Source organism: Streptomyces sp. NPDC048419 (assembly GCF_043200415.1).
Lineage (GTDB): Bacteria > Actinomycetota > Actinomycetes > Streptomycetales > Streptomycetaceae > Streptomyces.
Map to the genome: position 1 here is coordinate 247,995 of NZ_JBICXT010000009.1, position 23,849 is coordinate 271,843.

A 23,849-nucleotide genomic window follows, 5' to 3' on the forward strand; every position below is an offset into this window, starting at 1 on the left:
AGGGCCTGTCCTAGAAAACGGGCGTCCCGGCCTGCGTCAGCTTCCAGTTGGTGACCGCGAAGTCGGCCGGGTTCAGGGCGCCCTTGGCCGTCACGAAGTCGATCATCAGCTGGCGGATCTCGTTGGTGGAGCTGTACGCGATGTCGGCGGTGGCGATGTGCGGATAGCCCGAACCGCCGTTCGCCCGGTAGTTGTTGACCGCCACGACGAAGACCTGGTCGTCGGCGACCGCCGCGCCGTTGTACGTGAGGTTCTTGATCCGCGACCCTTCGGCCTGCGCGATGTCGATCTCGTAGCCGACGCCCGCCGCGGTGTCGTACATGTAGTCCCAGAAGCTGTTGGCGTTGGTCAGCGTCGCGGTGTCGACCTTCGTGCCCGCCGGGACCTGGTGGTAGTACTTCGCCCCGTACTCCAGGTAGTCCTTGAGCTGGGCGCCCGTCAGCTTCTTGCCGTACAGGGTGTTGTCGTAGATGTAGAGCCCGGCGACGTCCTTGATGGTGACGCTGCCGGCGGGGATGTCGGCGGTGCGGCTGAAGGGCGCGGCGACCGAGATCAGCGGCAGCGCGGCGTCGGACGCCGAGAGCCCGGCCTTCACCGTGTCCATCTGGACCTGGTGGATGAAGTCCATGATGGGCACGTCCTTCCAGCAGGACTCCGCCGCCGAGAGGTCCTCGGTGCAGGTGCCCACGGGCGTGTTGACGTACTTCACCACCAGCTCGTGGTCGGCCTCCAGGAGCTTCTTGATCTCCGGGTCCTCGTCCACGGTGTTCGGGTTGAGCGTCTGCGCCGTCTTCTTGGTCACCTTCCAGCGCCCGTGGTGCAGTTCGAGCTCGAAGTCGAAGACGCTGAGCCGGTAGCCCCAGCAGTACGGCTCGGAGAGCAGGACGTCCTCGCCGCTCTCCTCGTTCTTCACGGTGTACGAGGGCACCTCGACGTGCGTGTGGCCGACCAGGATGGCGTCGATGCCGGGGACCTGCTCGGCGACGAGGTTGGAGGCGTTCTCGACGTACGGCAGCGCGTCGCCGTAGGAGGACGACCCGTCGAGACCGGAGTGGTCGGTCAGGAAGACGACGTCGCAGCCGAGCGCGCGCAGCCGCGGCACGTACTTCTTCGCCTGCTCGACCAGCCCGGGGAAGACCATCTTCCCGCTGACGTTGTCCTTGTCCCACAGAGCGATACCGGGGTTGGTGAGCCCGAGGATGCCGACCTTGATGTCGGGCGCGCCCGGCACACAGATCCGCTTGACGGTGTATGGGTGGAATGCGGGCCGCAGCGTCTTCGCGTCCAGCGCGTTGGCGCCGAGCAGCGGGAAGCGGCACTGGCTCTCGAACTTCCTGAGCACCTCGATGCCGTAGTTGAACTCGTGGTTGCCGAGCGCGGCGGCGTCGTAGCGCATGTGGTTCATGGCGACGGCCATGGGGTGCTGGGGCCCCTTCTTGCCGCCCTTGCCCGTGATCGGGTCGACGCGCGCGAAGTAGTAGGCCAGCGAGGTCCCTTGGATGATGTCGCCGGCGTCGACGAGCAGGACGTGCTCCTCGCCCTTCGCCTCGCGCTGCTGCTTGACGAGCGTGGCGACGCGCGCGACCCCGACGGAGTTGCCCTTGCTGTCGGAGTACGCCTTGTCCAGGTAGTAGTCCCAGTCGAAGACGTGGGAGTGCAGGTCGGTGGTGCCCAGGATGGAGAACGACCAGGTCTTGGGGGCCTTCCCGGGCTTGCGGTCGGCGGCCTCGGCGGTGCCGGCGCCGACCGCTCCCGCCGCGGCGACCGCCGCGCCGGTGACGGCCGACTTCTTCACGAACTCCCGGCGGTTCATGGGACTGACGGGCATACGGATCTCCTGGTGCTGGAGAGGCGGCAGGACGGACGTGGGAGCGGCGGCTACCCGCGTAGATCGTGCTCGCGCCCGACAGCACCGGTGAACCAGGGAATGACCATGTCCAGGTCAAGGATGAGTCAACCCACCGCGCCGATGAGCCTGATCTCGGGCGGCCACAGCACTCCGCTCGCCATCAGCAGGGCAGGTCCGAGGTGCACGGGACACACCAGCAGCGGCGGCAGATGGTGCCGGACGACCTCGAACACGGCGGGATCGGAACAGTCCGTCCCCCCGGCCAGCTGGCCCTCACCACCGTAGGGTCCCCGGCACCGTGCGTTCCGGTGGACACTCATACGTCCAGTGTCCACCGGAACGTCCCGGCTGTTCCTCTACGAGTCCTCTACGAGTCGGAGAGACGCAGGCCCCGGGACTCGGCGACGCGCAGGGCGTCGGCCAGGCAACTCTGCGAGGCGGAGACCGGCGTAGCGGACCTCGGTGTATGGCGAGACCGGGTCGTCCAGCACGGCGCGGGCGAGGCCGAGCACGTCGATGCCGGTGGCGAGTTGGGCGGTTTCGAGGTCGTCGGCGAGCCGGGAGAGGTGGCCGCCGGCCTGGTCGGTGACCAGGTAGCAGGGCTTGCCCTCCGGGGACGACCAGGGCAGAAGGCGGGGCGAGAGGGTGGGCTCCATCAGGCGGCCATCTCCTGCGCGCCGATCAGTTGGCGGTCGAGATCGATCCCGAAGTCGGCGGCGAGCACGAGGGCGAGACGTCGGCGCTGCCGGAGCGCGGCTTCCTCGACCTCCCGTTCATGGGCGGCGAGATAGGGGCGGACGAGGCCGGAGTCGGTGCCGTCGAGGGGGGCGTGGAGGCCGTAGGGGGAGCGGGGGCGCGGGAGGGACTCGACGATGTGGAGCTGAGGGGACGGGTTCCGATGAGATCGCGACTTACGGCGCTGCCCGGTACCGGGACCGAGGAGAAGGCGCAGCCACCAGAGGGCACGCGGGAGGTTGCCGCCTCGCCGGGGGTCTGTCATTTCGACCATACCGCGAACTGCGTCCCCCTGCACCCCTCTGCTCTATTCCGCGTCCTACCGCGTCAGAACGCGTCCCAGCTCTACCGTGCGCACAGGGCTGCGGCACGGTGGAAGCATGACCGAGCTTCCGCGCTACGAGTACGTGAAACTCGCCGACGCCATCGAGGCGGACATCGCGTCCGGCAAGCTGCCGCAGGGGGCCGCCCTGCCCGGCGAGCGCGCCATGACCGACCTGTACCGCGTCAGCATCGGCACTGTGCGTCGCGCCGTCGTAGAACTCCGCAAGCGAGGGCTTGTCGCCACCCTGCCGGCCAAGGGCACGTACGTAATCGGGATGCCGGAGACGGCCGACGACTCCCCCGGGGAGAGCGAACCGAAGGGCTGAAGGCCGAGCCGGCCCGTCACAGCCTCGAGAGGGCTGGAAATCAGCGGGCGTCGGACACCGCTTCTCATCTTGCCCCGGCGGCAGTGCGGCCGTCATCGGGCTCGGCTAGGTCGCCGACGGCGAACGTGCCTGCGGGGCCGTCCCAGATGGGGCGGCCCCGCAGTGAGGAGGTCCGGCCTTCACGCTGGAAGGCCGGCTCCTGCTGGTCGTCGGATCAGAGGAACGAGTTGACCTCGATCGTCTCGTCGCGGCCCGGGCCCACGCCGATCGCGGAGATCGGGGCGCCGGACATCTCCTCCAGCGCCTTGACGTAGCTCTGGGCGTTCTTCGGCAGGTCGGAGAAGGACTTCGCCTTGGTGATGTCCTCGGACCAGCCCGGCAGGGTCTCGTAAATGGGCTTCGCGTGGTGGAAGTCCGTCTGCGAGTACGGCAGTTCCTCGACGCGCTTGCCGTCGATCTCGTACGCCACGCAGACCGGGATCTGCTCCCAGCCGGTCAGGACGTCGAGCTTGGTGAGGAAGAAGTCGGTCAGGCCGTTGACCCGGGTCGCGTAGCGGGCGATCACCGCGTCGAACCAGCCGCAGCGGCGGTCACGGCCGGTCGTCACGCCCCGCTCGCCGCCGATGCGGCGCAGCGCCTCGCCGTCCTCGTCGAACAGCTCGGTCGGGAAGGGGCCCGAGCCGACACGGGTCGTGTACGCCTTCAGGATGCCGATGACCCGGCTGATCTTCGTCGGGCCGACGCCGGCACCGGTGCAGGCACCGCCCGCGGTGGGGTTCGACGAGGTCACGAACGGATACGTGCCGTGGTCGATGTCGAGGAGCGTGCCCTGGCCGCCCTCGAACAGCACCACCTTGTCCTGCTCCAGCGCCTGGTTCAGCACCAGGACGGTGTCCGCGACGTACGGCTGCAGCCGGTCCGCGTAGCCCAGCAGCTCCTCGACCACCTGGTCGACCGCGATCGCGCGGCGGTTGTAGAGCTTGGTGAGCATCTGGTTCTTGACGTCGAGGGCCGCCTCGACCTTCTGGGTGAGGATCGACTCGTCGTAGAGGTCCTGCACCCGGATGCCGACGCGGTTGATCTTGTCCGCGTACGTCGGCCCGATGCCGCGGCCGGTGGTCCCGATCTTCCGCTTCCCGAGGAAGCGTTCCGTCACCTTGTCCACCGTGACGTTGTACGGGGTGATGATGTGAGCGTTACCGCTGATCAGGAGCTTGGACGTGTCGACGCCACGCTCGTTCAGCCCGTTCAGCTCGGAGAACAGGACCGACGGGTCGACGACGACTCCGTTGCCGATGACCGGGGTGCACCCCGGCGACAGGATTCCGGAAGGGAGCAGGTGAAGGGCGTACTTCTGATCGCCCACGACTACCGTGTGGCCGGCGTTGTTGCCGCCCTGGTAGCGCACCACATAGTCGACGGATCCGCCTAGCAGGTCCGTCGCCTTTCCCTTGCCTTCGTCACCCCACTGAGCACCGAGCAGCACAAGTGCGGGCACGCGCGTACACCCCTTCCGGGCGGGGCATGTCCAAGGTCAGGGGCGCACGCGTAGGGTTCACCGCCGCGTGCACCGCGGCCGTCGTTGGCCGCAAACCGTCGGACCGGATGCCCCGGAATAGACGAAGCCCCTGGCGCAATAGCGCAAGGGGCTCTTGCACAAAGATGCTACCCGAGGAAGCGAGGCAGGACCGAGGTGGCGACTTCTCCGACTTCCGAACAGCTGCTGGTGGTCATCGATTCGGTGGCCCGACGGACGGACGGGGAGTCGGTACGCATCGCGAAAGACGTGCTCAGCGCGGGTGCGCACGCGAAGTTCTGTCTGCCGGAGGGACCCGAGGAGTTCGCCCGGGCGCTGGCCCGGCGCGGCTCGCGGCGGCCGGTGGTGGTGGGCGACGACCGCGCGCTGGTGCGCGCCGTGGCCGTGCTGCACCGGCAGCGTGAGCTGGCCGGATGTGCCCTGTCGGTGGTGCCGGTGGGCAGCGTGCTCTCCGTGGCGCACGCCCTCGGGGTGCCCGCCGGGGCGGTGGCGGCGGCGCGGGCGGTCCTCGACGGGGTCGAGCGGCGCCTGGACCTGCTGGTGGACGACAGCGACGGCGTGGTGCTCGGCGCGCTCAGCATCCCGGCGCCGAGCACGCGGGCCCCGGCGCCGGAGGAGGGCCGTCCGTGGCTGCGTACGGCCCAGTCCCTCGTCCGCACCCTGGTGCCGGCCCGTGAGGCCCCGGTGCCCGCGCCCCGGCCCGCCCGGCTCAGGGTGGAGGTCGACGGGGTGACGCTGGTGGACCTGGACCAGCCGGTGGAGGCGGTGTCGCTGACGCCGGGCGCCACGGGCCTGGCCGAGGTGGAGGTGCAGCCGGTCTCCGTGGGCGCCAGTACCGCGCCCCTCCGGGCGAAGGGCCGCACCGTGAGCGTGTCCGGGGCGGACTTCCGCTACCGCGCGGACGCGGGCGTATGCGGACCGGTACGCCGTCGGACGTGGACGGTACGGGAAGGGGCGTGGGGACTCACGGTGCCGGAGCCACGGTGACGACTCACGGTGATGGAGCCGGGGTGAGAACGGCCCGGTGACGGAGTCTGGCCGTGGTCGGGTCCTCGCGCATCACCGCGAACAGGCCGTTCTCCTTGCCCCGCCAGTGGCTCTCGAGCTCCCGCGCCATGACGCCGACCGGCTCACGGGCGCGCGGCAGGTCCCCGTCGGCCGGCTCACGGGCGCGCGGTAGATCCCCGCCGACCGGCGCCCTGAGCGCGTCGCCCGCCGCGTCGGTCACCCGCTCGTGCTCGGCGACGAACTCCTTGATCAGCGGGATCTCGCGGCAACCGCAGTAGTGGCACATTCTCCGACCGCTCCCCTCGGCTCCCGGCCCCTAGCCGCCGAACAGCTCCCGGCGGTGCTCCCGCCAGCGCACCATCATGGCCGCCACCTCGCCCTCGACGAACTCGAAGAAGGCGAGTGTCTCGGCCATACGGCGACCGGCCGGCGTGTCGGGACCGAGGCTGGCCACACCCTCACGCAGGGCGACCTCCCAGCGCTTGATGACGGCCTCGCGGTTGGTCAGGGCCTCGTACCACTGGTCGCCGTGCACCCGGTAGCGCTCCCGGCGCGAGCCCGGCTCCCGTTCGCGCGAGACCATGTGCGTCATGGTCAGATAGCGCACCGCCCCGGACACCGCGGCGGGGCTGATCTGCAGCTGCTCGCTCAACTCGGCGGAGGTCAGCACGCCTTCGTCGGAGGAGAGCAGCGCGGCGAACACCCGGGCGGGCATGCGCTGCATCCCGGCCTCGAGGAGCTGCGCGGCGAAACTCTCCACGAACTTCGAGACCGCCTCCTGGTCCCTCCCCGCCTCATCCGTCATGGTCACCACCCTATCCGGGCTTCATACGCTTCCTTAACTTCACAAATTTCTGAAAGAAGCGTACGTTCTGAACCATGACGAAGGCAATCACCGTCTCCGGACTGCACAAGTCGTTCGGCAGGACACATGCCCTCGACGGCCTCGACCTGGAGGTCGAGACCGGCGAGGTGCACGGCTTCCTCGGCCCGAACGGCGCCGGAAAGTCCACCACCATCCGCGTCCTGCTGGGCCTGCTTCGCGCCGACGCCGGCGCCGCGCAGGTGCTCGGGCGCGACCCGTGGCAGGACGCGGTGGAGGTGCACCGCCGGATCGCGTACGTCCCCGGAGACGTGACCCTGTGGCGCAACCTCTCCGGCGGCGAGGTCATCGACCTCTACGGCCGGCTGCGCGGAGGGCTCGACACGGGGCGCCGCGCCGAGCTGATCGAGCGCTTCGAGCTGGACCCGACCAAGAAGGGCCGCACCTACTCCAAGGGCAACCGGCAGAAGGTCGCCCTGGTCGCCGCGTTCGCCTCGGACGTGGACCTGCTGATCCTGGACGAGCCGACGTCGGGCCTGGACCCGCTGATGGAGGAGGTCTTCCAGCGCTGTGTGGAGGAGGAGCGCGAGCGCGGCCGGACCGTCCTGCTCTCCTCGCACATCCTCAGCGAGGTCGAGGAGCTCTGCGACCGGGTGAGCATCATCCGCAAGGGCCGGACGGTGGAGAGCGGCTCACTGGCCGACCTGCGCCATCTGACCCGGACCAGCGTGAGCGCCGAACTGGTGGGCGCGCCCAACGGGTTGGCGCATCTGCCCGGCGTCCACGACCTCGACGTCCAGGGCAAGCGGGTGCGGCTCCAGGTCGAGACGGACAAACTCGACCCCGTGCTGAGGCAGTTGAGCGAGTCCGGCGTGCGGTCGCTCACCTCGACGCCGCCGACCCTGGAAGAGCTGTTCCTGCGGCATTACCAGGACGACGGGGAAGAAGCTGCGGGGCCGGCGGACGGGGCGGAGGTGGCCTCCCGATGACCGCCGCCTCGTTCACCGTACGGAGCGGGGGCACGCGTCAACTGGCGGGCACCGGGACCCTGTTGCGGTTCGCCCTGCGCCGCGACCGGGTGCTGATCCCGGTCTGGGTCGCGGTCAACACGCTCATGGTCCTGTCCATGCCGAACACGCTGAAGAGCCTGTACGGCACCCAGGCCCAGCGCGACGACCTCCTGCACCAGATGGCGACGAACTCCTCACTGCGTGCCCTGGTCGGCCCGGTCCTCGACGACTCGATCGGCGCCCTGACCGCCTGGCGGGTCGGGGTCTACGCCGGCGCCCTGGCGGCCGTGACCAGCCTGCTCGTCGTCGCACGGCACACCCGGGACGAGGAGGAGAGCGGCCGTCAGGAGCTGATCTCCTCCGGCATGGTGGGGCGCCGGGCCCCGCTGACGGCCGGGCTGCTGGCCGCGGCGGTCGCGAACGGGGTGCTGGCCCTGCTGGTGGCGGGCGGCCTGGCCGGTCACGGAGGCGCGGGGGCCGTGGCCTTCGGTCTCGGGCTGGCGGGCGTCGGCATGGTCTTCGCCACGATGACGGCGATCGTCGCCCAGCTCACCGAGAGCGCGCGGCTGGCCCGCGGGCTGACGGCGGCGATTCTGGGCGCGGCCTTCGTGCTGCGCGCGGCCGGCGACTCCGCCACGGACGACGGCTCGTCCGTCCTGACCTGGCTGTCGCCGCTCGGCTGGCTGGAGAACCTGCGGCCGTACGCCCACGAACGCTGGTGGGTGCTGCTGCTGTTCGTGGCCGCGGCGGTGGTGCAGGGCGTGGTGGCGTACGAACTCGCCGGGCGCCGCGACATCGGCATGAGCTTCCTGCCGACGCGGCCGGGACCGGCGTCCGGACGGCTCGGCACGGCGGGCGCGCTGGCCCGGCGGCTCCAGCGGGGCAGCGTGCTCGGCTGGAGCGTCGGTTTCTTCCTCGCGGGGGTGGTCTACGGCGGGCTGACGGACGGGGCGGCCGACCTGGTCCGTGACAACGACAACGCCCGCCAGATCTTCGAGCGCATGGGCGGGAAGTCGGGGATCACCGACTCCTTCCTCGCCTCGATGACCGGGATGCTCGGCCTGATCGCGGCGCTGTACATCGTCGCCTCGGTGCTCCGCCTGTACGGCGAGGAGACCTCCGGCCGCGCCGAACCTCTCCTCGCGAACGCGGTGGGGCGGCTGCGCTGGGCCGCCGGCCATCTGACCCTGGCCTTCGGCGGAACCGTCCTCATCATGCTGCTCACCGGCCTCGGCTTCGCCGTCGGCTACGGCAAGCAGGTCGGCCCGATCATGGGGTCCTGCCTGGTGCAGGTGCCCGCGGTGTGGGTGGTCGGCGGGATCGCCGTACTCCTCTACGGGTTCGCGCCCCGGGCGGCGACGGCGGCATGGGGAGTCGCGGGAGCGGTCCTCCTGATCGGCTGGGTCGGCCCCGCGCTGAACGTCCCCCAGCCGGTCCTGGACCTCTCCCCCTTCGGCCACCTCCCGAAGCTGCCGGGAGGCTCCATGGAGTGGCCTCCGGTCCTGATCCTGCTCGGCCTTGCGGTGGTACTGGTGGCTGCGGGGCTGGCGGGGCTGCGGCGGCGGGACATGACGACCTGACGGGGGCGGGAACCTGACCGGCGCCGGTCCGACGGGCCCTGGTCCGACGCGTCAGACGTTGACGGCGAGTCCCTCCAGCCCCCGGATCACGAAGTTGGGCTTGCGTTCGGGCTCCGTCGCCGGGCTCAGGGCCGGCGCCTTCTCCAGCAACGCCCTCATCGACGCCGCCAGTTCGATACGGGCCAGAGGGGCGCCGATGCAGTAGTGGATGCCGGCGCTGAAGGAGATGTGGGGGTTGTCCTCGCGGGAGAGGTCGAGGGTCTCGGGGTGCCGGAAGACCTCGGGGTCGTGGTTCGCGGAGCCGAAGAGCATCGCGACCTCCGCTCCCCTCGGGATCGTCGTGCCGGCGATCTCGATCTCGTCCAGGACCCAGCGCTCGAAGAGCTGGAGCGGGGTGTCGTAGCGCATCAGCTCCTCGACGGCGGACGGGACGAGGGAGTGATCGGCGCGCAGCGCCGCGAGCTGGGCGGGGTTGCGGAACAGCGCCCACCAGCCGTTGACGGTGGCGTTCACCGTCGCCTCGTGGCCCGCGTTCAGCAGCAGCACGCAGGTCGAGATCATCTCCTGCTCGGTGAGCCGGTCGCCCTCGTCGTACGCGGCGATCAGCCCCGAGATCAGGTCCTCGCCGGGCTGCTTGCGGCGCTCGGCGATCAGCTCCAGGAGGTACTCCGAGAACTCGACCGAGGCCTGTACGGCCTTCTGCGCCGTTTCCTCCGGGGGATTCAGCTCGTACATCCCGCAGATGTCCGCCGACCAGGGGCGCAGAGGGGCCCGGTCGGACTCGGGGATGCCGAGCATCTCGGCGATGACGGCGACGGGCAGCGGCTCGGCGACATCGGCCAGCAGGTCACCGCCGCCCGCCGCGACCAGCCGGTCCACCAGCGACCCGGCGAGATCCGTCACGTACGGCTTCAGCCGCTCGACGGTCCGCGGCGTGAACGCCTTCGACACCAGCCGCCGGATCCGGGTGTGGTCCGGCGGCTCCAGGTCGAGCATCCCGTGGTCGTTGAGGGTGTGGAACGGCTCGTGCTCCGCCGGCGGTGCCGTCCGCCCGAAGTCCTCGTGCGTGAACCGGTGCTGATACGTCCGCCCCAGACGCCGGTCGCGCAGCAGCGCCGAGACGTCCGCGTGGCGGGGGACCAGCCACTGGTCCGTGGGCTCGAAGTAGTGCGCCCGGCCCTTGGCGCGCAGTTCGGCGTAGGCGGGATACGGGTCGGCGACGAACGCCGGGTCCCACGGGTCGAAGGCGAGATCGGAAACAGCTCCCATGCCCGGACGCTAGCCCGGCTCACCCCGGCGTGACCAGCCTGGCCTCGTAGGCGAACACCGCCGCCTGCGTGCGGTCCCTGAGCCCCAGCTTCACCAGGATGCGGCTGACGTGGGTCTTGATCGTCGACTCGGCGACCACCAGCCGCCCGGCGATCTCCGCGTTCGACAGGCCCTGGGCGATCAGCACCAGCACCTCGGTCTCCCGCTCGGTCAGGTCGCCGTACGCCGCCTGCGCGGACGACATCAGCCGCGGGGCCGCCGCCGACAGCTTGGAGAACTCCGTGATCAGCCGCTTCGTCACGGTGGGCGCGAGGAGCGCCTCGCCCGCGGCCACCACCCGTACGCCGTCCGCGAGCTGGCGGGCCGAGGCGTCCTTGAGCAGGAAGCCGGAGGCGCCCGCCCGCAGCGCCTGGTACACGTACTCGTCGAGGTCGAAGGTGGTGAGCACCAGCACCTTCGACGTGCTGTCGGCGGCCACGATCTCGCGGGTCGCCTCGATGCCGTTCAGCTCGGGCATGCGGATGTCCATCAGGACGACGTCGGGGGACAGTTCACGGACCCGGTCGACGGCCTCGCGCCCGTTGACCGCCTCGCCGGCCACCTCGATGTCCGGCATCGCGTTCAGCAGGACCGAGAAGCCCTCGCGCACCATCATCTGGTCGTCCGCGATCAGGACGCGGATGGTCATGCGTCACCGTCCCTGGTGTCGGCGACGGGCAGGAACACCGTCACCTCGTAGCCTCCTTCGTCGGTGCGGGCCGCCGTCATCTCGCCGTTCAGCATCGACACCCGCTCCCGCATGCCCGTGATGCCGTGGCCCGCGCCCGGTGACGGTTTCACCAGGCTCGGCTCGGGCGGCGGGCCGTTGACTATGCGCAGGCCCAGGCCGCCGAGGACGTAGCCGATCTCGACGCGCGCGCCCGCGCCCGGCGCGTGCCGCAGGCTGTTGCTCAGCGCCTCCTGGACGATGCGGTACGCCGACAGCTCGACGCCCTGCGGGAGTTCACGCACCGCTCCGGTCACCGTCTTGTCGACGCTCAGGCCCGCCTCGCGCACGTTCGCGAGCAGCGCGTCCAGGTCGGCGAGGGTGGGCTGCGGGGCGTCCGGGGCCTCGTAGTCCTCGGCGCGGACGACGCCGAGGACGCGGCGCAGCTCGGTGAGCGCGGCCACCGCGTTCTCCCGGATGGTGGCGAAGGCGCGCTCCAGCTCCGGCGGCGGGTTCTCCACCCGGTAGGGGGCGGCCTCCGCCTGGATGGCGACGACCGACATGTGGTGCGCGACCACGTCGTGCAGCTCGCGGGCGATCGTCGTGCGCTCTTCCAGCAGGGTGCGCCGGGACCGCTCGTGCGCGGTGACCGTCCGCTGGATGGTCACCTCCTGGTGGGCGTCGCGCCGGATGTGCCAGAGCGAGACGGCGAGCAGGGAGAGGGCGGAGACGAAGAGCAGCTGCACGGTGTTCGGGCCGAAGTAGTGGCCGCCGCCGAGGAGGCTGCCGATCACGGAGCCGTACACCCCCGTCAGCGCCCACATCCAGGCGGCGGTGCGCGGCCTGGTGCGTATGGCCACCACCGTGAGCACGATCAGATGGCAGGCGAAGCTGCCGGCCGGCCAGGGCCACTCACCGTCCCAGTTGCCGTCGAGCACCGCGGCGACCGGCGTCGCGAGCATCGACAGCCAGAACGCGCCGACCGGCCGGACCATGGTCAGCAGGACCGGGATCAGCGCCAGCAGGCCGAGGACCAGATTGACGCCAGCGCCGCGGAAGCCGCTCGTGGCGATGAGCATCGCGATCAGGCCGGCCACCGTGATCAGGGCGTGCGGCCCCCAGGTCGCGTAGTCGCGCATCCGGCCGGACAGCCGGCGGGCGAACCGTCCGTCGGCGCTCGCGCGGGGCAGCGGGCGGTAGGCGAACACGTCGTGGAACAGGTCCTGCCGCAGCCCACCCAGGGCGTCCATGGCCGCCCGGAACTCCGGGCTGCGCGGTTTGTACGGCTCGAACGCGCCCTCCGGCGGCTCCGGCGGCGTCGACTGCGTCTGGCTGGTGTCGGTCACGGTAAAACGGTAGGCGCAGGCCCGGGCCGCGGGCGTCACCAGTGAGAATGGTCCTTCAGCCTCCCTCTCAGGTACTACGGCGGCCGAAGGCGGTCCGCGGGGGCGCCGCGGGGGAGGGTCACCAGGCCAGTTGGGCGATCTCCTCCGCGACCACCGCGCACGCGTCCGCCGCCGGGTCGATCAGGGGGAAGTGGCCGACCTCTTCGAGGAGGGTGAGGCCCACGACCTCGCCGGCCTTCGCCGCCGCGTCCGCGTAGGACTCGGCGACCGCCTGCGGGACGGTGAGGTCGGCGCGGCCCTGGACGAGGGTGGTCGCGATGCCGGTGGGGAGCAGCAGAGAGGGGTCGGCGTACGGCCGGCGCTCGGCGAACTTCTCCTCGCCGCCCAGCAGTTGACGCGCCGCCCCGGCGCACACGTCGAGCTTGTCGGCGACCTCGAAGTCGCCGATCGGGGCCAGGGCGACGACCCCGCGCAGGGGCGCGGGCCGGCCGATGCGCCAGGGGGCGTCGTCGGGCAGCAGATGGCGGGCCGCCGCCCACAGCGCGAGATGGCCGCCGGCGGAGTGCCCGGTGATCACCATGCGGCGCGGATCGGCCTGCACCAGGCGCTCGCGCACCAGGCCGGGCAGTGCGTCGAGCGCGGCCGCGACGTCGTCGAAGGTCTCCGGCCACCGGCCCGCGACGGGTCCGCTCCCGCCCTGTGCCGGGATCGCGCTCCCCCGCCGGTACTCCACGCTGGCCACGGCGAAGCCGCGCCGGGCGAGGAAGTCCGCGAACGGGGAGATGTGCCGGCGGTCGTACGCCGCTCGCCAGGCGCCCCCGTGCAGCACGACGACCAGCGGGGCGGGGCTTCCTGGGACCATCTCCACGCGCGGGAGGTAGAAGTCGATCAGCTGGTCCGGGTGGTCGCCGTACGCCGCGGTGGAGTCGGGATCGACCGCCGGATGCGCGAACGCCGACTCCTCTTCGGCGGCGGCCCGGGCTGCTGCGGCGTCGTCCGGCATGCTCCAACCTCTCAGCGACGTAACGTATTTGGCGGACCAAGTGAGAAATCGGCCGTTGGCGGGGACGGTATCAGGCCCGTGACGTGCGCGGATACGGGGATGTGACGCTCGGTGAGGGGGAAACGGTTCTGTAACCGCGCAAGCCGGGCAGTTCCGAGGGACTGCCCGGCCGCGCCGCGAGCGCGCGGGCTATCCGGCGAGCGTCTCGGCCAGCACCCGGGCCGCCCGCTCGACGTCGCCGAACCCGACGTAGAGGGGAGTGAAGCCGAACCGGAGGACGTCCGGATGCCGGAAGTCCCCGACCACGCCCCGCTCGATCAGCCGCTTCATGACGTCCCCGGCGTCCTCACACCTCAGCGCCACCTGGCTGCCGCGCTCAGCGTGGGCCGCCGGGGTCAGCGACTCCACCCGCCCCGCGGGCACGTACTCACGCACGCACTCCAGGAAGAAGTCCGTCAGGGCGAGGGACTTGGCCCGCACCGCCTCGACCGCGACGCCGTCCCAGACCTCCAGCGCCGCCTCCAGGGCGAGCATGGAGAGGATGTCCGGGGTGCCGACCCGGCCGCGCAGCGCGCCGGACGCGGGCTCGTACGCGGACCGCATCCCGAAGGGCTCGGCATGGGAGTTCCAGCCGGGCAGCGGGGAGTCGAAGCGGTCCTGGAGATCACCGCGCACATAGAGGTACGCCGGTGAACCCGGGCCGCCGTTGAGGTACTTGTACGTGCAGCCGACGGCGAGGTCGACGCCGTGCTCGTCCAGTCCGACCGGCAGCGCGCCCGCGCTGTGGCACAGGTCCCAGACGGCCACCGCGCCCGCCGCGTGCACCGCGGCCGTCAGACCGGGCAGGTCGTGCAGCCGGCCGGTGCGGTAGTCGACGTGGTTCAGCAGGACGGCGGCCGTACGGCCGGACAGCGCGCCCGGCACCTCGGCCGGCTCCAGCGGACGCAGCGTGCACCCCGTCATCCGGGCCGCCGACTCGGCGATGTACCCGTCCGTGGGGAAGGTCGTCGCGTCGACCAGGATCTCGTCCCGGCCGCCGCCGGTGAGCCGCGCGAGCCGTACCGCGCCCACAACTGCCTTGAAGACGTTGACACTTGTCGAGTCGCCGACCACGATCTGCCCGGGCGCCGCCCCGACCAGCGGCGCGATCCGGTCGCCGATCCGCTCGGGCGCCGTCCACCAGCCGCTCTCGTCCCAGGACCGGATGCGCAACTCGCCCCACTGGCGCCGTACGACGTCGTCCATCCGGCCCGGGACGGCCGCCGGCAGTGCGCCGAGGGAGTTGCCGTCGAGGTACACCACCTCGTCGAGGACGAACTTCTCCCGCACTGCGGACAGCTCGTCGCCGGCGTCCAGCTTGCCCGCCCTGGCGGCCAGTTCGGTCACCTCAGACATGGGACCTCGCCGTCCACAGCTCGGGGAAGACGTTCTTCTGCGCGCGCTTCTCCAGCCAGGCCACGCCCGCGGAGCCGCCCGTGCCGGCCTTGGCGCCCATCGCGCGGCGGGTGGCCACGAGGTGGTCGTTGCGCCATCGCCACACCAGTTCGGCGACGTCCGTCAACGCCTCGCCCAGGCGGGCGAGTTCGGCGTGCTCGTCACCGGAGTAGATGTCGGTCCAGACGGCCTCCACCGCCTCCGAAGGGTCGTAGCGACGCGACACGTCGCGCTGCAGGACCGAGCCGGGGATCGGCCGGCCGCGCCGTGCGAGCAGGCGCAGCACCTCGTCGTACAGGCTCGGCTCGTGCAGCGCCTTCTCCAGCTCGGCGTGGACGCGCGGGGCGCCTCGGTGCGGGACCAGCATGGACGCGGACTTCTCGCCGAGCAGGAACTCCATCCGCCGGTACATCGCCGACTGGAAGCCGGAGCCCTCGCCGAGGGCGGACCGGTAGGAGTTGAACTGGGCCGGGGTGAGCTGCCCGAGGGGCCTCCAGGAGGCGTTCAGCGCCTCCAGCTCCCTCACCGAGCGCTTCAGCGCGTCGACCGCCACCTGCACCCGGTCCTCACGAAGGGACCGCGCCGCGGTCTCCCACTCGTGGACGATCACGGTGAACCACAGCTCCATCACCTGGGTCGTGACCAGGAAGACCATCTCTCCGGGATCGTCGGAGAGGGTGTGCTGGAGGTGGGTGAGCACGTCCGCCTGGACGTAGTCCTCGTACGGTGTCGTGCCCTGGAAATCGAGATGCGGGGTCTCGGGCTCGGAAGCCTCGTGGGACATCGCTGTCTCCTGATGTGTGCTACGGGTAGCGGTCCGCCCCTGCCGTTACCGGCACGGGGGCCCCGGTCCCCAACGGCATCCTCCGCAATCACTCCGGGTGCCGCAAGGTCCGCCCTGTCACACCGGGCGGACCCGCGGACACCGCCTGCCCTAGCCCAGCGTCTGGGCCGCCGTCGGCGAGGAGTCCTTCAGGAACTGCGAGCAGCGCTCGTACTCCTCCTGCTCGCCGATGGACTGCGCGGCGCGGGCGAGGGCGTGCAGGGCGCGCAGGAAGCCGCGGTTCGGCTCGTGCTCCCACGGCACCGGTCCGTGGCCCTTCCAGCCACTGCGGCGCAGGGCGTCCAGGCCGCGGTGGTAGCCCGTACGGGCATAAGCGTACGACTCCACGACGCTGCCCCGCTCGAACGCCTCGTCGGCCAGCTGGGCCCAGGCCAGCGAGGACGTCGGGTACTTGGCGGCGACGTCCGCCGGCGCGGTGCCGCTCGCCAGCAGCTCGCGGGGCGCGGGATCGTCGGGGAGGTGGGTCGGGGGCGGGCCCCCGAGGAGGTTCTCGTGAATCGACATGGGTCCAAGTCTGCGGCATCACTCGGTGCGGGGCGTCTGCTCCGCCGTCTCCGGCAGCTTGGCTGTCCGCTGCCCCTCCAGGGGCGGCGCCGTGACCGACCCGTGCGTACGGCACTCCGGGCGGCGGCAGTCCGGGGGCAGGGAGCGCACCGTCGCGAAGGCCAACGCCGAGCCGGCCACCAGGACGCCGGCGCAGATCAGCATCGCCTGGTGGAAGGCGTCGTCGAAGGCGTCGGCGGAGCGGTAGGCCTCCGGGCCCATGCCGGCGAGCAGCGGCAGCGCGGCCACCGCGATCAGGCCGGCCGCGCGGGCACTGGCGTTGTTGATGCCGCTGGCCAGGCCCGCCCGCGCGGTGTCCACGGAGCCCAGGACGGTCGAGGTCAGCGGAGCGACCAGCGTGACCATGCCGACGCCCAGGACCAGGACGGCGGGCAGGACGTCGCGCACGTACGAGGCGCCCGGCCCGACCCGCAGCATCAGCAGCATCCCGGCCGCGCACAGCAGGGGGCCGAGGGTGAGCGGGATGCGGGGCCCGATGCGGTCGGCCAGGGCGCCGGAGCGGGCCGAGAACAGCAGCATCAGGGCGGTGGTCGGCAGCAGGGCCGTACCGGCGGCGAGGGGCGTCCAGCCGACGGCGACCTGGAGTTGGAGGGCGGTGAGGAAGAAGAAGCCGCCGAACGCCGCGTACACGCACAGGGTGACCAGGTTGACGGCCGTGAACTGGCGGGAGGCGAAGATGTCCAGCGGCATCATCGGGTCCGGGCTGCGCTTCTCGACCTGCACGAAGGCCACGCCCGCGGCCACTCCGGCCACCGCGGTGACGGCGACGACCAGCGAGCCCTGGCGGGCCTCGATCAGGGCGTAGGTGACCAGGCCCAGGGAGACCGCGGCGAGGACCGCGCCGAGGACGTCGAAACGGCCGTGGGAGCGGCCGTCCGACGACTCGGGGACGTGGCGCAGGGCGATCGGGGCACACACCAGGGCCACCGGGACGTTGAGCAGGAACACCCAGCGCCAGCCGGGGCCGTCCACCAGCCAGCCGCCCAGGAACGGGCCGACGGCCGCGCCGATGCCTCCGAAGCCGGACCACAGGCCGACCGCCCTGCCGCGGTCGTCGGGGTGGAACGACGCCTGGATCAGGGCGAGGGAGCCCGGTGTGAGAAGCGCGCCGCCGACCCCCTGCAGGGCGCGGGCGGCGATGAGGATGCCGGAGCTCGGCGCGAGGCCGCACAGCAGGGACGCCGCGGCGAACCAGACGACGCCGATGACGAAGATCTTGCGGCGGCCGTAGTGGTCGCCGAGGGAACCGCCGAGCAGGATCAGGCCGGCCAGCGTCAGCATGTGCGCGTTGACCGTCCACTGGAGCGCGGCGAGGTTGGTGTGCAGGTCGCGGCCGATGCGCGGCAGGGCGACGTTGACGACGGTGGAGTCCAGCATGGCCATGCTGGAGCCGAGGACGGTGGTGAGCAGGATCCACTTGCCCTGGGGGGAGGAGATCCGGACGTCTGGCATGACCCCAGGTATACAGCGAGCCCGGTGCCGTAGCACCGGGCTCGCGGAAGAAGACGGCCCGGGGACCGCTTCCGGTTACTTGATCTTCGTGCCGGTCGAGCGCAGGTTGCCGCAGGCCTCGGTCACGCGCGCGGCCATGCTCGCCTCGGCGAGCTTGCCCCAGGTGCGCGGGTCGTAGGTCTTCTTGGAGCCGACCTCGCCGTCGACCTTCAGCACGCCGTCGTAGTTCTTCAGCATGTGGTCGGCCACGGGACGCGTGAAGGCGTACTGCGTGTCCGTGTCGATGTTCATCTTGACCACGCCGTTCTCCAGCGCGGTGCGGATCTCCTGCTCGGTGGAGCCGGAGCCGCCGTGGAAGACGAAGTCGAACGGGGACTGCTTGCCGTACTTCGCGCCCACGCCCTCGTTCAGCTCCTTCAGGAGCTCCGGACGCAGCACGACGTTGCCCGGCTTGTAGACGCCGTGGACGTTGCCGAAGGACGCGGCCAGGAGGTAGCGGCCCTTCTCGCCCAGGCCCAGGGCCTCGGCGGTGCGGATGGCGTCGTCGACCGTGGTGTACAGCGAGTCGTTGATCTCGTGCGAGACGCCGTCCTCCTCGCCGCCGGTCGGGGTGATCTCGACCTCGAGGATGATCTTGGCGGCGCGGGCGCGCTCCAGCAGCTCCTGCGCGATGGACAGGTTGTCGGCGAGGGTCTCCGCCGAGCCGTCCCACATGTGCGACTGGAAGAGCGGGTTGCGGCCGGCCTGCACGCGCTCCTCGGAGATCGCCAGCAGCGGGCGTACGTACCCGTCGAGCTTGTCCTTCGGGCAGTGGTCGGTGTGCAGGGCGACCGTGACCGGGTACTTCTCGGCGACGATGTGCGCGTACTCGGCCAGGGCCACCGAGCCGGTGACCATCTCCTTGCTGTACTGGCCGCCCAGGAACTCGGCGCCACCCGTGGAGATCTGGACGATGCCGTCGCTCTCCGCCTCGGCGAAACCGCGCAGCGCCGCGTGCAGGGTCTGGCTCGAGGTCACGTTGATGGCCGGGTAGGCGAACTTGCCTGCCTTCGCCCGGTCCAGCATCTCGTTGTAGACCTCGGGAGTTGCGATGGGCATCTGTCCGCTCCTTGGTATGTGCGGTTGGCGTTCTACGTACTACGGCCCTGACCTAGACCTTGGGGATGACGTCATCGTCGGCCCCATCTTTCCAGACTCGGCCGGATGCTCCGCCCGTACTGTCCAGCTTGTGGATACCGCCCTGTGGACAACCTCTGGGCGGGCGAGCCGGTCAGTCGAGACCCAGCTCGTCCTTCGAGAACGCGAACAGGTAGGGCACTGCCGCGCCCTCCTGGATCTTCTCGGCGGCGCCGGTCGCACGGTCCACGATGGTCGCCACGCCGGCCACCTCCGCGCCCGCCTCGCGCACCGCCTCGACGGCCGCCAGCGGGGAGCCGCCGGTGGTGGAGGTGTCCTCGACGACCAGCACCCGGCGGCCCGCGATGTCCGGGCCCTCGACGCGGCGCTGCAGACCGTGTGCCTTGGCGGCCTTGCGCACCACGAAGGCGTCCAGCCGCTTCCCGCGCGCGGCGGCCGCGTGCAGCATGGCGCCGGCGACCGGGTCGGCGCCCATGGTCAGACCGCCCACCGCGTCGAAGTCGAGGTCCGCGGTCAGATCCAGCAGCACCTGCCCGACCAGCGGGGCGGCCTCACCGTCAAGGGTGATCCGGCGCAGATCGATGTAGTAGTCCGCCTCCAGCCCCGAAGACAGGGTCACCTTGCCGTGCACCACGGCCTTGTCCTTGATCTGCTGCAGCAGTTCGCCACGTACGTCCGTCATGCCAGTCAGCTTAAAGCTGCCGCCAAGCCCAGGTCATCGTCGCTTCGAGCGGCTCCAGCAGCGTGACCTGCCGGGGCAGGGTGTTCAGGCCGTCGGGCGGGCCGGTCTGCGGTTCCACGCACACGGCCTCCCGCTGCTCGTCGTAGACGACGACCCACTCCTCGCGGCTGGTCACCTTCAGCTCCAGCTGCCCGGGCCAGGTCAGGGTGACGTCGACGCCGCCGGGTGTGCCGAAGCAGTCGTCCCAGGGGCCGGGCTTCGGTTCGACGCGGTTGCCGGTCGGCAGGTGGTCCGCGCCGCGCTCCTCCTGCCAGGCCGGGCTGAAGTCGAGGCGTACGTCCTCGCCTGCGGCACCGTCCCCGCGCACGAGGGTGCGGTTGAACCAGGGGTGCCAGCCGACCTGGGCCGGGAAGGACGAGCGGTGCGTCTCCACGGACATCGTCAGCGTCAGCGATTCGGGCGTGAGGGCGAACTGCTGCGTGACCAGGGCGGGCCAGGGCCAGGGCTCGACCAGCTCGCGGGAGATGACCGCCTCGCCGCCGTCCGCGCGCACGACGCTCCACGCGCCGTCGCGGGCGGTGCCGTGGATGGCGTGCGGCGGGGAGTTGAGGGGCATCTGGCGGACGGTCGCGCCGTCCCGGAAGCGGCCGTCCCTGAGCCGCCCGCACCAGGGGGCCATCGGGAAGCAGCCGAAGCGCTCGCCCTGGCGCAGCAGTTCGGTGCCACCGACGCGTACTCCCGCAACCCGGCCGCCGTTGCCCGGCCGCACGGTCACCTCCGCGTCGCCCGCGGTCAGCGTGATGTCTTCGTTACTCACGGGACGACCCTACTGGGGCGATCAAGACCGCCGCGCCCTGTCGGCATCCTGCCGCCGCACGTTCAGCGCCGTTTGCGCAGCACCCGGCCGACGACGATCGCCGACGCGAGCACGACGGCCGCCGCCGGGGCCGCCCAGCGCAGCGGGGAGCCCCCGGAGACCGTCTGCGGGGCCGGGACGGGGGCGTAACGGCCGCGGGGCGGCGCGTGGTCGACCTCCTCCGCGCTGCGGCCGATCATCGTGCGCCGGGCGTGGGCCGCTTCTGCGGGGGCTTCGGAGGCACCCGTGAAGTCGTCGGAGCCGGCGCCGGAGCCGGAGGCGGGGGTCGCGGCGGCGGCGCCGTCCTCCTCGGTCTCGTCGTCCTCCTCCGCGAGCGGGTCCAGGGACGGCGGGGGGACCTCGTGGTCGAAGACCGAGGTGGTCTCGGCACCGGGAGCGGGCGCGTCGTCGGCGTCGGGGGTGGTCTCGAAGTCGCTGGTCGCCTTGGGCTCGAAGTCCTGGGTGACGAGGTATTCGGGTTCCTCGGGCGCCCCGGAGCCGGCGGAGGGCTCCGCCGACTGCGCCGCGAGGTTCTCCGCGAAACGGTTCAGCAGCCGTGTGGCGGCCGACGCGACCTGCTCGGCCGGGAGTTCGGTGAGTCGGCCCTGCGCGGAGGCCGTCCCCCCGAAGACCAGCCGGGAGCCGCCCTCGGCCTCCTCGACGCGGAGCGTCAGCGCGAGCTTGACGGAGCCGGTGCCGCGCGCCTCGGTGCCGTCGCCCTCGGCGGTGTACGAACCGTCGTCCCGCAGGGTGACACGGACGGTGCCCCGGTAGGTGACGGAGTGGCTGCCCACGCGCACTTTCAGCCGCCCCGTGACGGGCTCCGCGCCCGCGTCCTGCTGGAGGCCGGGGACCGCGCGGGCGACCCTTGCCGGGTCGGCGAGGGTCTTCTGCAGCCGCTGGACCGGAACCGGAACGAACACCTCATGCTCCATGTCACGCGAGCCTACCCAGGAGGCCGGATCCTGCACCCCCGTTGGTCGAAAGTGACCGCGCGGCGGGTCGTGACAGTGCTTCGGCAACCGCCTCCCGCCCGTTCAGTACCGCGGATGCACCAGCGTCGAGGCCGGCAGACCGCCGATGCGCGTGGCCGCCGCGGCCCTGGCGTCCGACCCCAGGAGCGGCCCGGCGAGGGTGCGCGGGGGTGGCTGGTTCGGGTCCAGGGCCAGGCGCGGGCGGGCGTGCGCGGCCGCCAGGAGGAAGCCCCAGTCGCGCGGGGCGCGGGACGCGCCGACGGAGCGGTCGGGTCCCGCGGCGAAGCCGGCGTCCCGGCCGCTCACCCGGTAGGGGACGGTGCGCAGACCTGCGGCGTGCAGGGTCGCGTCCACCGTCCAGAACGCGCGCGGCCGGGTGGCGACCGGGCCCGCGTGCACCACGAGGCGGCCACCGGGCGCGAGGGCGCGGCGGGCGAGGCCGTAGAACTCCTCGGAGTAGAGCTTCGTGCTGGCGGTGATGCCCGGGTCGGGGAGGTCGGCGACGATCACGTCGTACGTCGAGACCGGTGCCGTGCGCAGCCAGCGGAAGGCGTCGGCCGTCGTCTCGCGCACGCGCGGGTCGTCGAAGGCGTGGCCGTTGAGCCGCGACAGGGCCGGGTCGTGCCGGGCCAACCGGACGACTTCCGGGTCGAGTTCTACGACGTCCACGCGGTGCACCCCGAAGTGGCGCAGCACTTCGCGCGCGGCCAGGCCGTCCCCGCCGCCGAGGATGAGCACGCGCGCGTGGGGGCCGTCCATCGCGGGGTGCACCAGGGCCTCGTGGTACCGGAGTTCGTCGCGGCCGCTGACCCTGAGGCGGCCGTCGAGGAAGAGGTCCAGGGGGCGGCCGTGGGTGCCGCCCGTGAGGACGACCTCCTGGATGCCGGTCTGCAGCGCGACGCGCACGTCCTTGCCGTAGACCGCGTGCCGCGCCGCCCGTTCGAAGTCGTCGACCAGGGCGGCAGCGGAGGCGAGGAGGCCGAGGACGGTGAGGTTGGCGACCAGCAGCAGACAGCGCGCCCGGGGCGTCAGGTCGCGGCGGAACAGGCCGAGGACGAGGGCGCCGCCGGCGATCGCGTTGACGGCACCGGTGATCAGGGCACCCGTCAACTGCCCCAGCAGCGGCAGGAGAAGGAACGGGAAGGCGAGTCCGCCGACCAGTGCGCCGACGTAGTCCGCCGCGAACAGGTCGGCCACCACGCCGCCCGCGTCCTGGCGCCGGATGCGCTGGATCAGCTCCATCAGGAGCGGGACCTCGGCGCCGATCAGCAGACCGATCGTCAGCGAGAAGGCGACCAGGAGCCAGCGCGGGCCCCACAGTCCGCCCCAGCCGCCGGTCCACGCGAAGACGGCGTACAGGGCCATCGCGCTGGAGCCGCCGACGAGCGCGAGGATCGCCTCGATCGCGCCGAAGCCGGCCGCGGCCCGCCAGCGCAGGCGCTTCGCGCCGAGTGAGCCGATGCCCATGGCGAAGACCATGACGGACAGGACGACCGAGGCCTGGGTGACCGAGTCGCCGATCAAGTACGAGGCCAGGGCTACCAGTTCCAGTTCGTACACGAGTCCGCAGGCCGCGCAGACGAACACGCACGCGAGCACGAGGAGCCGTCCGGTGTCGGGCTGCACGGGCAGCCGCGCCGGGCCCGCCCAGTCGGGCGGGGGGCCGGGTGGTGCCGGGGCGTGCGGTTCGATCACGACTGCGACGTTACGTCACGGCAGAGTCACGCTTCGTCACCCACACGTGTGGAACTGTCGGTCAGTTGGGCGTCCGGTGTTTGAGGGCGCGGGTCCGGGTCAGGCGTCCGCCGGACTGAGTTGCGCCGCCGGCACCCGGACTCCCACGCGGGTCCGCGTCGCCACCAACTGCCCGTCCTGCGGGTATGCGTGCCAGGTCCGCCAGTGGACCTGGCCCCCGTGCCGCTGGGCCAGCAGGGCGGTGAACGCGTGCGGGCTGCCGGGGAAGACGCCCGCCAGGCCGTGCGGATGGTCGGCGACCAGCGCGAGCAACTCCTGCGCGCGCCCCGCGAACGAACCGGGGGACAGCACCTCCACGCGGGCCGCGAACTCGTACTCCCAGTCGCCCACGCGCTTGGCGACGCCCAGCGGCAGCGGGGTGCTGCTGCCGGGAATGCACGCCACCGTCTCCGAACAGCTGCCCCGCTCCTCCTCCAGGAGTACCTGGTGGGACGCGCCCAGCAGTCTCAACTGCAGCTTCGTGCTCGCCAGTTCGAGGTCGAGGGTGGCCAGCGCGTCGAGCGGGTCACGCCCGAGGGCCCAGGCGAGGTCGGCCGCGCGCGTGTCGGTGTATGAGGTGTTCAGGGTCGTGAGCATGGATCGGCTCTCCGCTGGCACGCAAAGAAAAAAGGGGGGAATGGGGAACGGGAAGCTGT

25 protein-coding genes are annotated in these 23,849 nt (G+C 71.7%); 4 read left to right on the top strand and 21 right to left on the bottom strand.

Annotation, left to right across the window (positions count from 1 at the left end; translation table 11 throughout):
• Positions 1-10: 10 nt before the first annotated feature.
• The 4 genes from ACGFYN_RS21105 to ACGFYN_RS21120 form a co-directional block, all read right to left on the bottom strand.
• Complete coding sequence (locus tag ACGFYN_RS21105) at positions 11-1,828, bottom strand: bifunctional metallophosphatase/5'-nucleotidase (RefSeq protein ID WP_393867349.1); 1,818 nt, start codon at positions 1,826-1,828, stop codon at positions 11-13.
• A 125-nt stretch (positions 1,829-1,953) separates the two neighbouring features.
• Positions 1,954-2,082, bottom strand: coding sequence for a hypothetical protein (locus ACGFYN_RS21110; RefSeq protein WP_393867350.1), 129 nt, complete (start codon positions 2,080-2,082; stop codon positions 1,954-1,956).
• Positions 2,083-2,205: 123 nt separating this feature from the next.
• Positions 2,206-2,505: a hypothetical protein gene (locus ACGFYN_RS21115; protein ID WP_393867351.1), complete on the bottom strand. Its 300-nt coding sequence runs from the start codon at positions 2,503-2,505 to the stop codon at positions 2,206-2,208.
• Positions 2,505-2,849, bottom strand: a complete 345-nt coding sequence (locus tag ACGFYN_RS21120; protein ID WP_393867352.1) for a hypothetical protein — start codon at positions 2,847-2,849, stop codon at positions 2,505-2,507. Before ACGFYN_RS21120 ends, ACGFYN_RS21115 begins: the two co-directional genes overlap by 1 nt.
• A gap of 115 nt (positions 2,850-2,964) precedes the next feature.
• On the opposite strand from ACGFYN_RS21120, the gene ACGFYN_RS21125 reads away from it, so the two are divergent.
• Complete coding sequence (locus ACGFYN_RS21125; protein ID WP_393867353.1) at positions 2,965-3,234, top strand: winged helix-turn-helix domain-containing protein; 270 nt, start codon at positions 2,965-2,967, stop codon at positions 3,232-3,234.
• A gap of 214 nt (positions 3,235-3,448) precedes the next feature.
• Here the strand turns inward: ACGFYN_RS21125 and ACGFYN_RS21130 are convergent, their stop codons facing one another.
• Complete coding sequence (locus ACGFYN_RS21130) at positions 3,449-4,732, bottom strand: adenylosuccinate synthase (protein ID WP_393867354.1); 1,284 nt, start codon at positions 4,730-4,732, stop codon at positions 3,449-3,451.
• 195 nt (positions 4,733-4,927) lie between these two features.
• On the opposite strand from ACGFYN_RS21130, the gene ACGFYN_RS21135 reads away from it, so the two are divergent.
• Positions 4,928-5,758: a diacylglycerol kinase gene (locus tag ACGFYN_RS21135; RefSeq protein ID WP_393867355.1), complete on the top strand. Its 831-nt coding sequence runs from the start codon at positions 4,928-4,930 to the stop codon at positions 5,756-5,758.
• Between the two features lie 4 nt (positions 5,759-5,762).
• Here ACGFYN_RS21135 and ACGFYN_RS21140 read toward each other — a convergent pair whose 3' ends face one another.
• Together ACGFYN_RS21140 and ACGFYN_RS21145 are read right to left on the bottom strand one after the other, a co-directional pair.
• The gene (locus ACGFYN_RS21140) at positions 5,763-6,065 is read right to left on the bottom strand and encodes a hypothetical protein (RefSeq protein ID WP_393867356.1); all 303 of its coding nucleotides are present in this window, start codon (positions 6,063-6,065) and stop codon (positions 5,763-5,765) included.
• Between the two features lie 30 nt (positions 6,066-6,095).
• The gene (locus tag ACGFYN_RS21145) at positions 6,096-6,584 is read right to left on the bottom strand and encodes a GbsR/MarR family transcriptional regulator (RefSeq protein WP_393867357.1); all 489 of its coding nucleotides are present in this window, start codon (positions 6,582-6,584) and stop codon (positions 6,096-6,098) included.
• A 74-nt stretch (positions 6,585-6,658) separates the two neighbouring features.
• Between ACGFYN_RS21145 and ACGFYN_RS21150 the strand changes: the two genes are divergently transcribed.
• A complete protein-coding gene (locus tag ACGFYN_RS21150; RefSeq protein ID WP_393867358.1) occupies positions 6,659-7,591 on the top strand; it encodes an ATP-binding cassette domain-containing protein in 933 nt (310 codons plus the stop codon).
• A complete protein-coding gene (locus ACGFYN_RS21155; protein ID WP_393867359.1) occupies positions 7,588-9,192 on the top strand; it encodes an ABC transporter permease in 1,605 nt (534 codons plus the stop codon). The genes ACGFYN_RS21150 and ACGFYN_RS21155 overlap by 4 nt, the downstream gene beginning before the upstream one ends.
• Before the next feature lie 51 nt (positions 9,193-9,243).
• On the opposite strand, the gene ACGFYN_RS21160 is transcribed toward ACGFYN_RS21155, so the two are convergent.
• The 14 genes from ACGFYN_RS21160 to ACGFYN_RS21225 all read right to left on the bottom strand — a co-directional run bounded on the left by ACGFYN_RS21160 (position 9,244) and on the right by ACGFYN_RS21225 (position 23,790).
• Entirely contained in the window at positions 9,244-10,461 is a 1,218-nt protein-coding gene (locus tag ACGFYN_RS21160) for a cytochrome P450 (RefSeq protein WP_393867360.1), read from the bottom strand.
• A 19-nt stretch (positions 10,462-10,480) separates the two neighbouring features.
• Positions 10,481-11,149, bottom strand: coding sequence for a response regulator (locus ACGFYN_RS21165; protein WP_393867361.1), 669 nt, complete (start codon positions 11,147-11,149; stop codon positions 10,481-10,483).
• The gene (locus ACGFYN_RS21170) at positions 11,146-12,513 is read right to left on the bottom strand and encodes a sensor histidine kinase (protein ID WP_393867362.1); all 1,368 of its coding nucleotides are present in this window, start codon (positions 12,511-12,513) and stop codon (positions 11,146-11,148) included. Before ACGFYN_RS21170 ends, ACGFYN_RS21165 begins: the two co-directional genes overlap by 4 nt.
• Positions 12,514-12,631: 118 nt before the next feature.
• Positions 12,632-13,516, bottom strand: coding sequence for an alpha/beta hydrolase family protein (locus tag ACGFYN_RS21175; RefSeq protein WP_393867363.1), 885 nt, complete (start codon positions 13,514-13,516; stop codon positions 12,632-12,634).
• 189 nt (positions 13,517-13,705) lie between these two features.
• Entirely contained in the window at positions 13,706-14,911 is a 1,206-nt protein-coding gene (gene kynU, locus ACGFYN_RS21180) for a kynureninase (protein ID WP_393867364.1), read from the bottom strand.
• Positions 14,904-15,734: a tryptophan 2,3-dioxygenase family protein gene (locus ACGFYN_RS21185; RefSeq protein WP_393867365.1), complete on the bottom strand. Its 831-nt coding sequence runs from the start codon at positions 15,732-15,734 to the stop codon at positions 14,904-14,906. The genes kynU and ACGFYN_RS21185 overlap by 8 nt, the downstream gene beginning before the upstream one ends.
• Positions 15,735-15,884: 150 nt before the next feature.
• The gene (locus ACGFYN_RS21190) at positions 15,885-16,298 is read right to left on the bottom strand and encodes a DUF3151 domain-containing protein (protein ID WP_393867366.1); all 414 of its coding nucleotides are present in this window, start codon (positions 16,296-16,298) and stop codon (positions 15,885-15,887) included.
• 18 nt (positions 16,299-16,316) lie between these two features.
• Entirely contained in the window at positions 16,317-17,810 is a 1,494-nt protein-coding gene (locus ACGFYN_RS21195) for an MFS transporter (RefSeq protein WP_393867367.1), read from the bottom strand.
• Positions 17,811-17,885: 75 nt separating this feature from the next.
• Positions 17,886-18,908, bottom strand: a complete 1,023-nt coding sequence (gene fbaA / locus ACGFYN_RS21200) for a class II fructose-bisphosphate aldolase (RefSeq protein WP_393867368.1) — start codon at positions 18,906-18,908, stop codon at positions 17,886-17,888.
• A 172-nt stretch (positions 18,909-19,080) separates the two neighbouring features.
• On the bottom strand, positions 19,081-19,629 hold the full coding sequence (gene pyrE, locus ACGFYN_RS21205; RefSeq protein WP_393867369.1) for an orotate phosphoribosyltransferase: 549 nt from the start codon (positions 19,627-19,629) through the stop codon (positions 19,081-19,083).
• Positions 19,630-19,639: 10 nt separating this feature from the next.
• On the bottom strand, positions 19,640-20,446 hold the full coding sequence (locus tag ACGFYN_RS21210) for an aldose 1-epimerase (protein ID WP_393867370.1): 807 nt from the start codon (positions 20,444-20,446) through the stop codon (positions 19,640-19,642).
• 62 nt (positions 20,447-20,508) lie between these two features.
• Positions 20,509-21,420: an SRPBCC domain-containing protein gene (locus tag ACGFYN_RS21215; protein WP_393867371.1), complete on the bottom strand. Its 912-nt coding sequence runs from the start codon at positions 21,418-21,420 to the stop codon at positions 20,509-20,511.
• A 102-nt stretch (positions 21,421-21,522) separates the two neighbouring features.
• A complete protein-coding gene (locus ACGFYN_RS21220) occupies positions 21,523-23,154 on the bottom strand; it encodes a polyamine aminopropyltransferase (protein WP_393867372.1) in 1,632 nt (543 codons plus the stop codon).
• A 99-nt stretch (positions 23,155-23,253) separates the two neighbouring features.
• On the bottom strand, positions 23,254-23,790 hold the full coding sequence (locus ACGFYN_RS21225; RefSeq protein WP_393867373.1) for a DUF2617 family protein: 537 nt from the start codon (positions 23,788-23,790) through the stop codon (positions 23,254-23,256).
• Positions 23,791-23,849 lie beyond the last annotated feature (59 nt).

Coding starts and splice junctions, on each gene's coding strand:
- ACGFYN_RS21165 (WP_393867361.1), bottom strand. CDS start 11,149: ATGACCATCCGCGTCCTGATCGCGGACGACCAGATGATGGTGCGCGAG.
- fbaA (WP_393867368.1), bottom strand. CDS start 18,908: ATGCCCATCGCAACTCCCGAGGTCTACAACGAGATGCTGGACCGGGCG.
- ACGFYN_RS21190 (WP_393867366.1), bottom strand. CDS start 16,298: ATGTCGATTCACGAGAACCTCCTCGGGGGCCCGCCCCCGACCCACCTC.
- ACGFYN_RS21160 (WP_393867360.1), bottom strand. CDS start 10,461: ATGGGAGCTGTTTCCGATCTCGCCTTCGACCCGTGGGACCCGGCGTTC.
- pyrE (WP_393867369.1), bottom strand. CDS start 19,629: ATGACGGACGTACGTGGCGAACTGCTGCAGCAGATCAAGGACAAGGCC.
- kynU (WP_393867364.1), bottom strand. CDS start 14,911: ATGTCTGAGGTGACCGAACTGGCCGCCAGGGCGGGCAAGCTGGACGCC.
- ACGFYN_RS21145 (WP_393867357.1), bottom strand. CDS start 6,584: ATGACGGATGAGGCGGGGAGGGACCAGGAGGCGGTCTCGAAGTTCGTG.
- ACGFYN_RS21115 (WP_393867351.1), bottom strand. CDS start 2,505: ATGGAGCCCACCCTCTCGCCCCGCCTTCTGCCCTGGTCGTCCCCGGAG.
- ACGFYN_RS21225 (WP_393867373.1), bottom strand. CDS start 23,790: ATGCTCACGACCCTGAACACCTCATACACCGACACGCGCGCGGCCGAC.
- ACGFYN_RS21150 (WP_393867358.1), top strand. CDS start 6,659: ATGACGAAGGCAATCACCGTCTCCGGACTGCACAAGTCGTTCGGCAGG.
- ACGFYN_RS21155 (WP_393867359.1), top strand. CDS start 7,588: ATGACCGCCGCCTCGTTCACCGTACGGAGCGGGGGCACGCGTCAACTG.
- ACGFYN_RS21125 (WP_393867353.1), top strand. CDS start 2,965: ATGACCGAGCTTCCGCGCTACGAGTACGTGAAACTCGCCGACGCCATC.
- ACGFYN_RS21175 (WP_393867363.1), bottom strand. CDS start 13,516: ATGCCGGACGACGCCGCAGCAGCCCGGGCCGCCGCCGAAGAGGAGTCG.
- ACGFYN_RS21120 (WP_393867352.1), bottom strand. CDS start 2,849: ATGACAGACCCCCGGCGAGGCGGCAACCTCCCGCGTGCCCTCTGGTGG.
- ACGFYN_RS21185 (WP_393867365.1), bottom strand. CDS start 15,734: ATGTCCCACGAGGCTTCCGAGCCCGAGACCCCGCATCTCGATTTCCAG.
- ACGFYN_RS21215 (WP_393867371.1), bottom strand. CDS start 21,420: ATGGAGCATGAGGTGTTCGTTCCGGTTCCGGTCCAGCGGCTGCAGAAG.
- ACGFYN_RS21140 (WP_393867356.1), bottom strand. CDS start 6,065: ATGTGCCACTACTGCGGTTGCCGCGAGATCCCGCTGATCAAGGAGTTC.
- ACGFYN_RS21105 (WP_393867349.1), bottom strand. CDS start 1,828: ATGCCCGTCAGTCCCATGAACCGCCGGGAGTTCGTGAAGAAGTCGGCC.
- ACGFYN_RS21195 (WP_393867367.1), bottom strand. CDS start 17,810: ATGCCAGACGTCCGGATCTCCTCCCCCCAGGGCAAGTGGATCCTGCTC.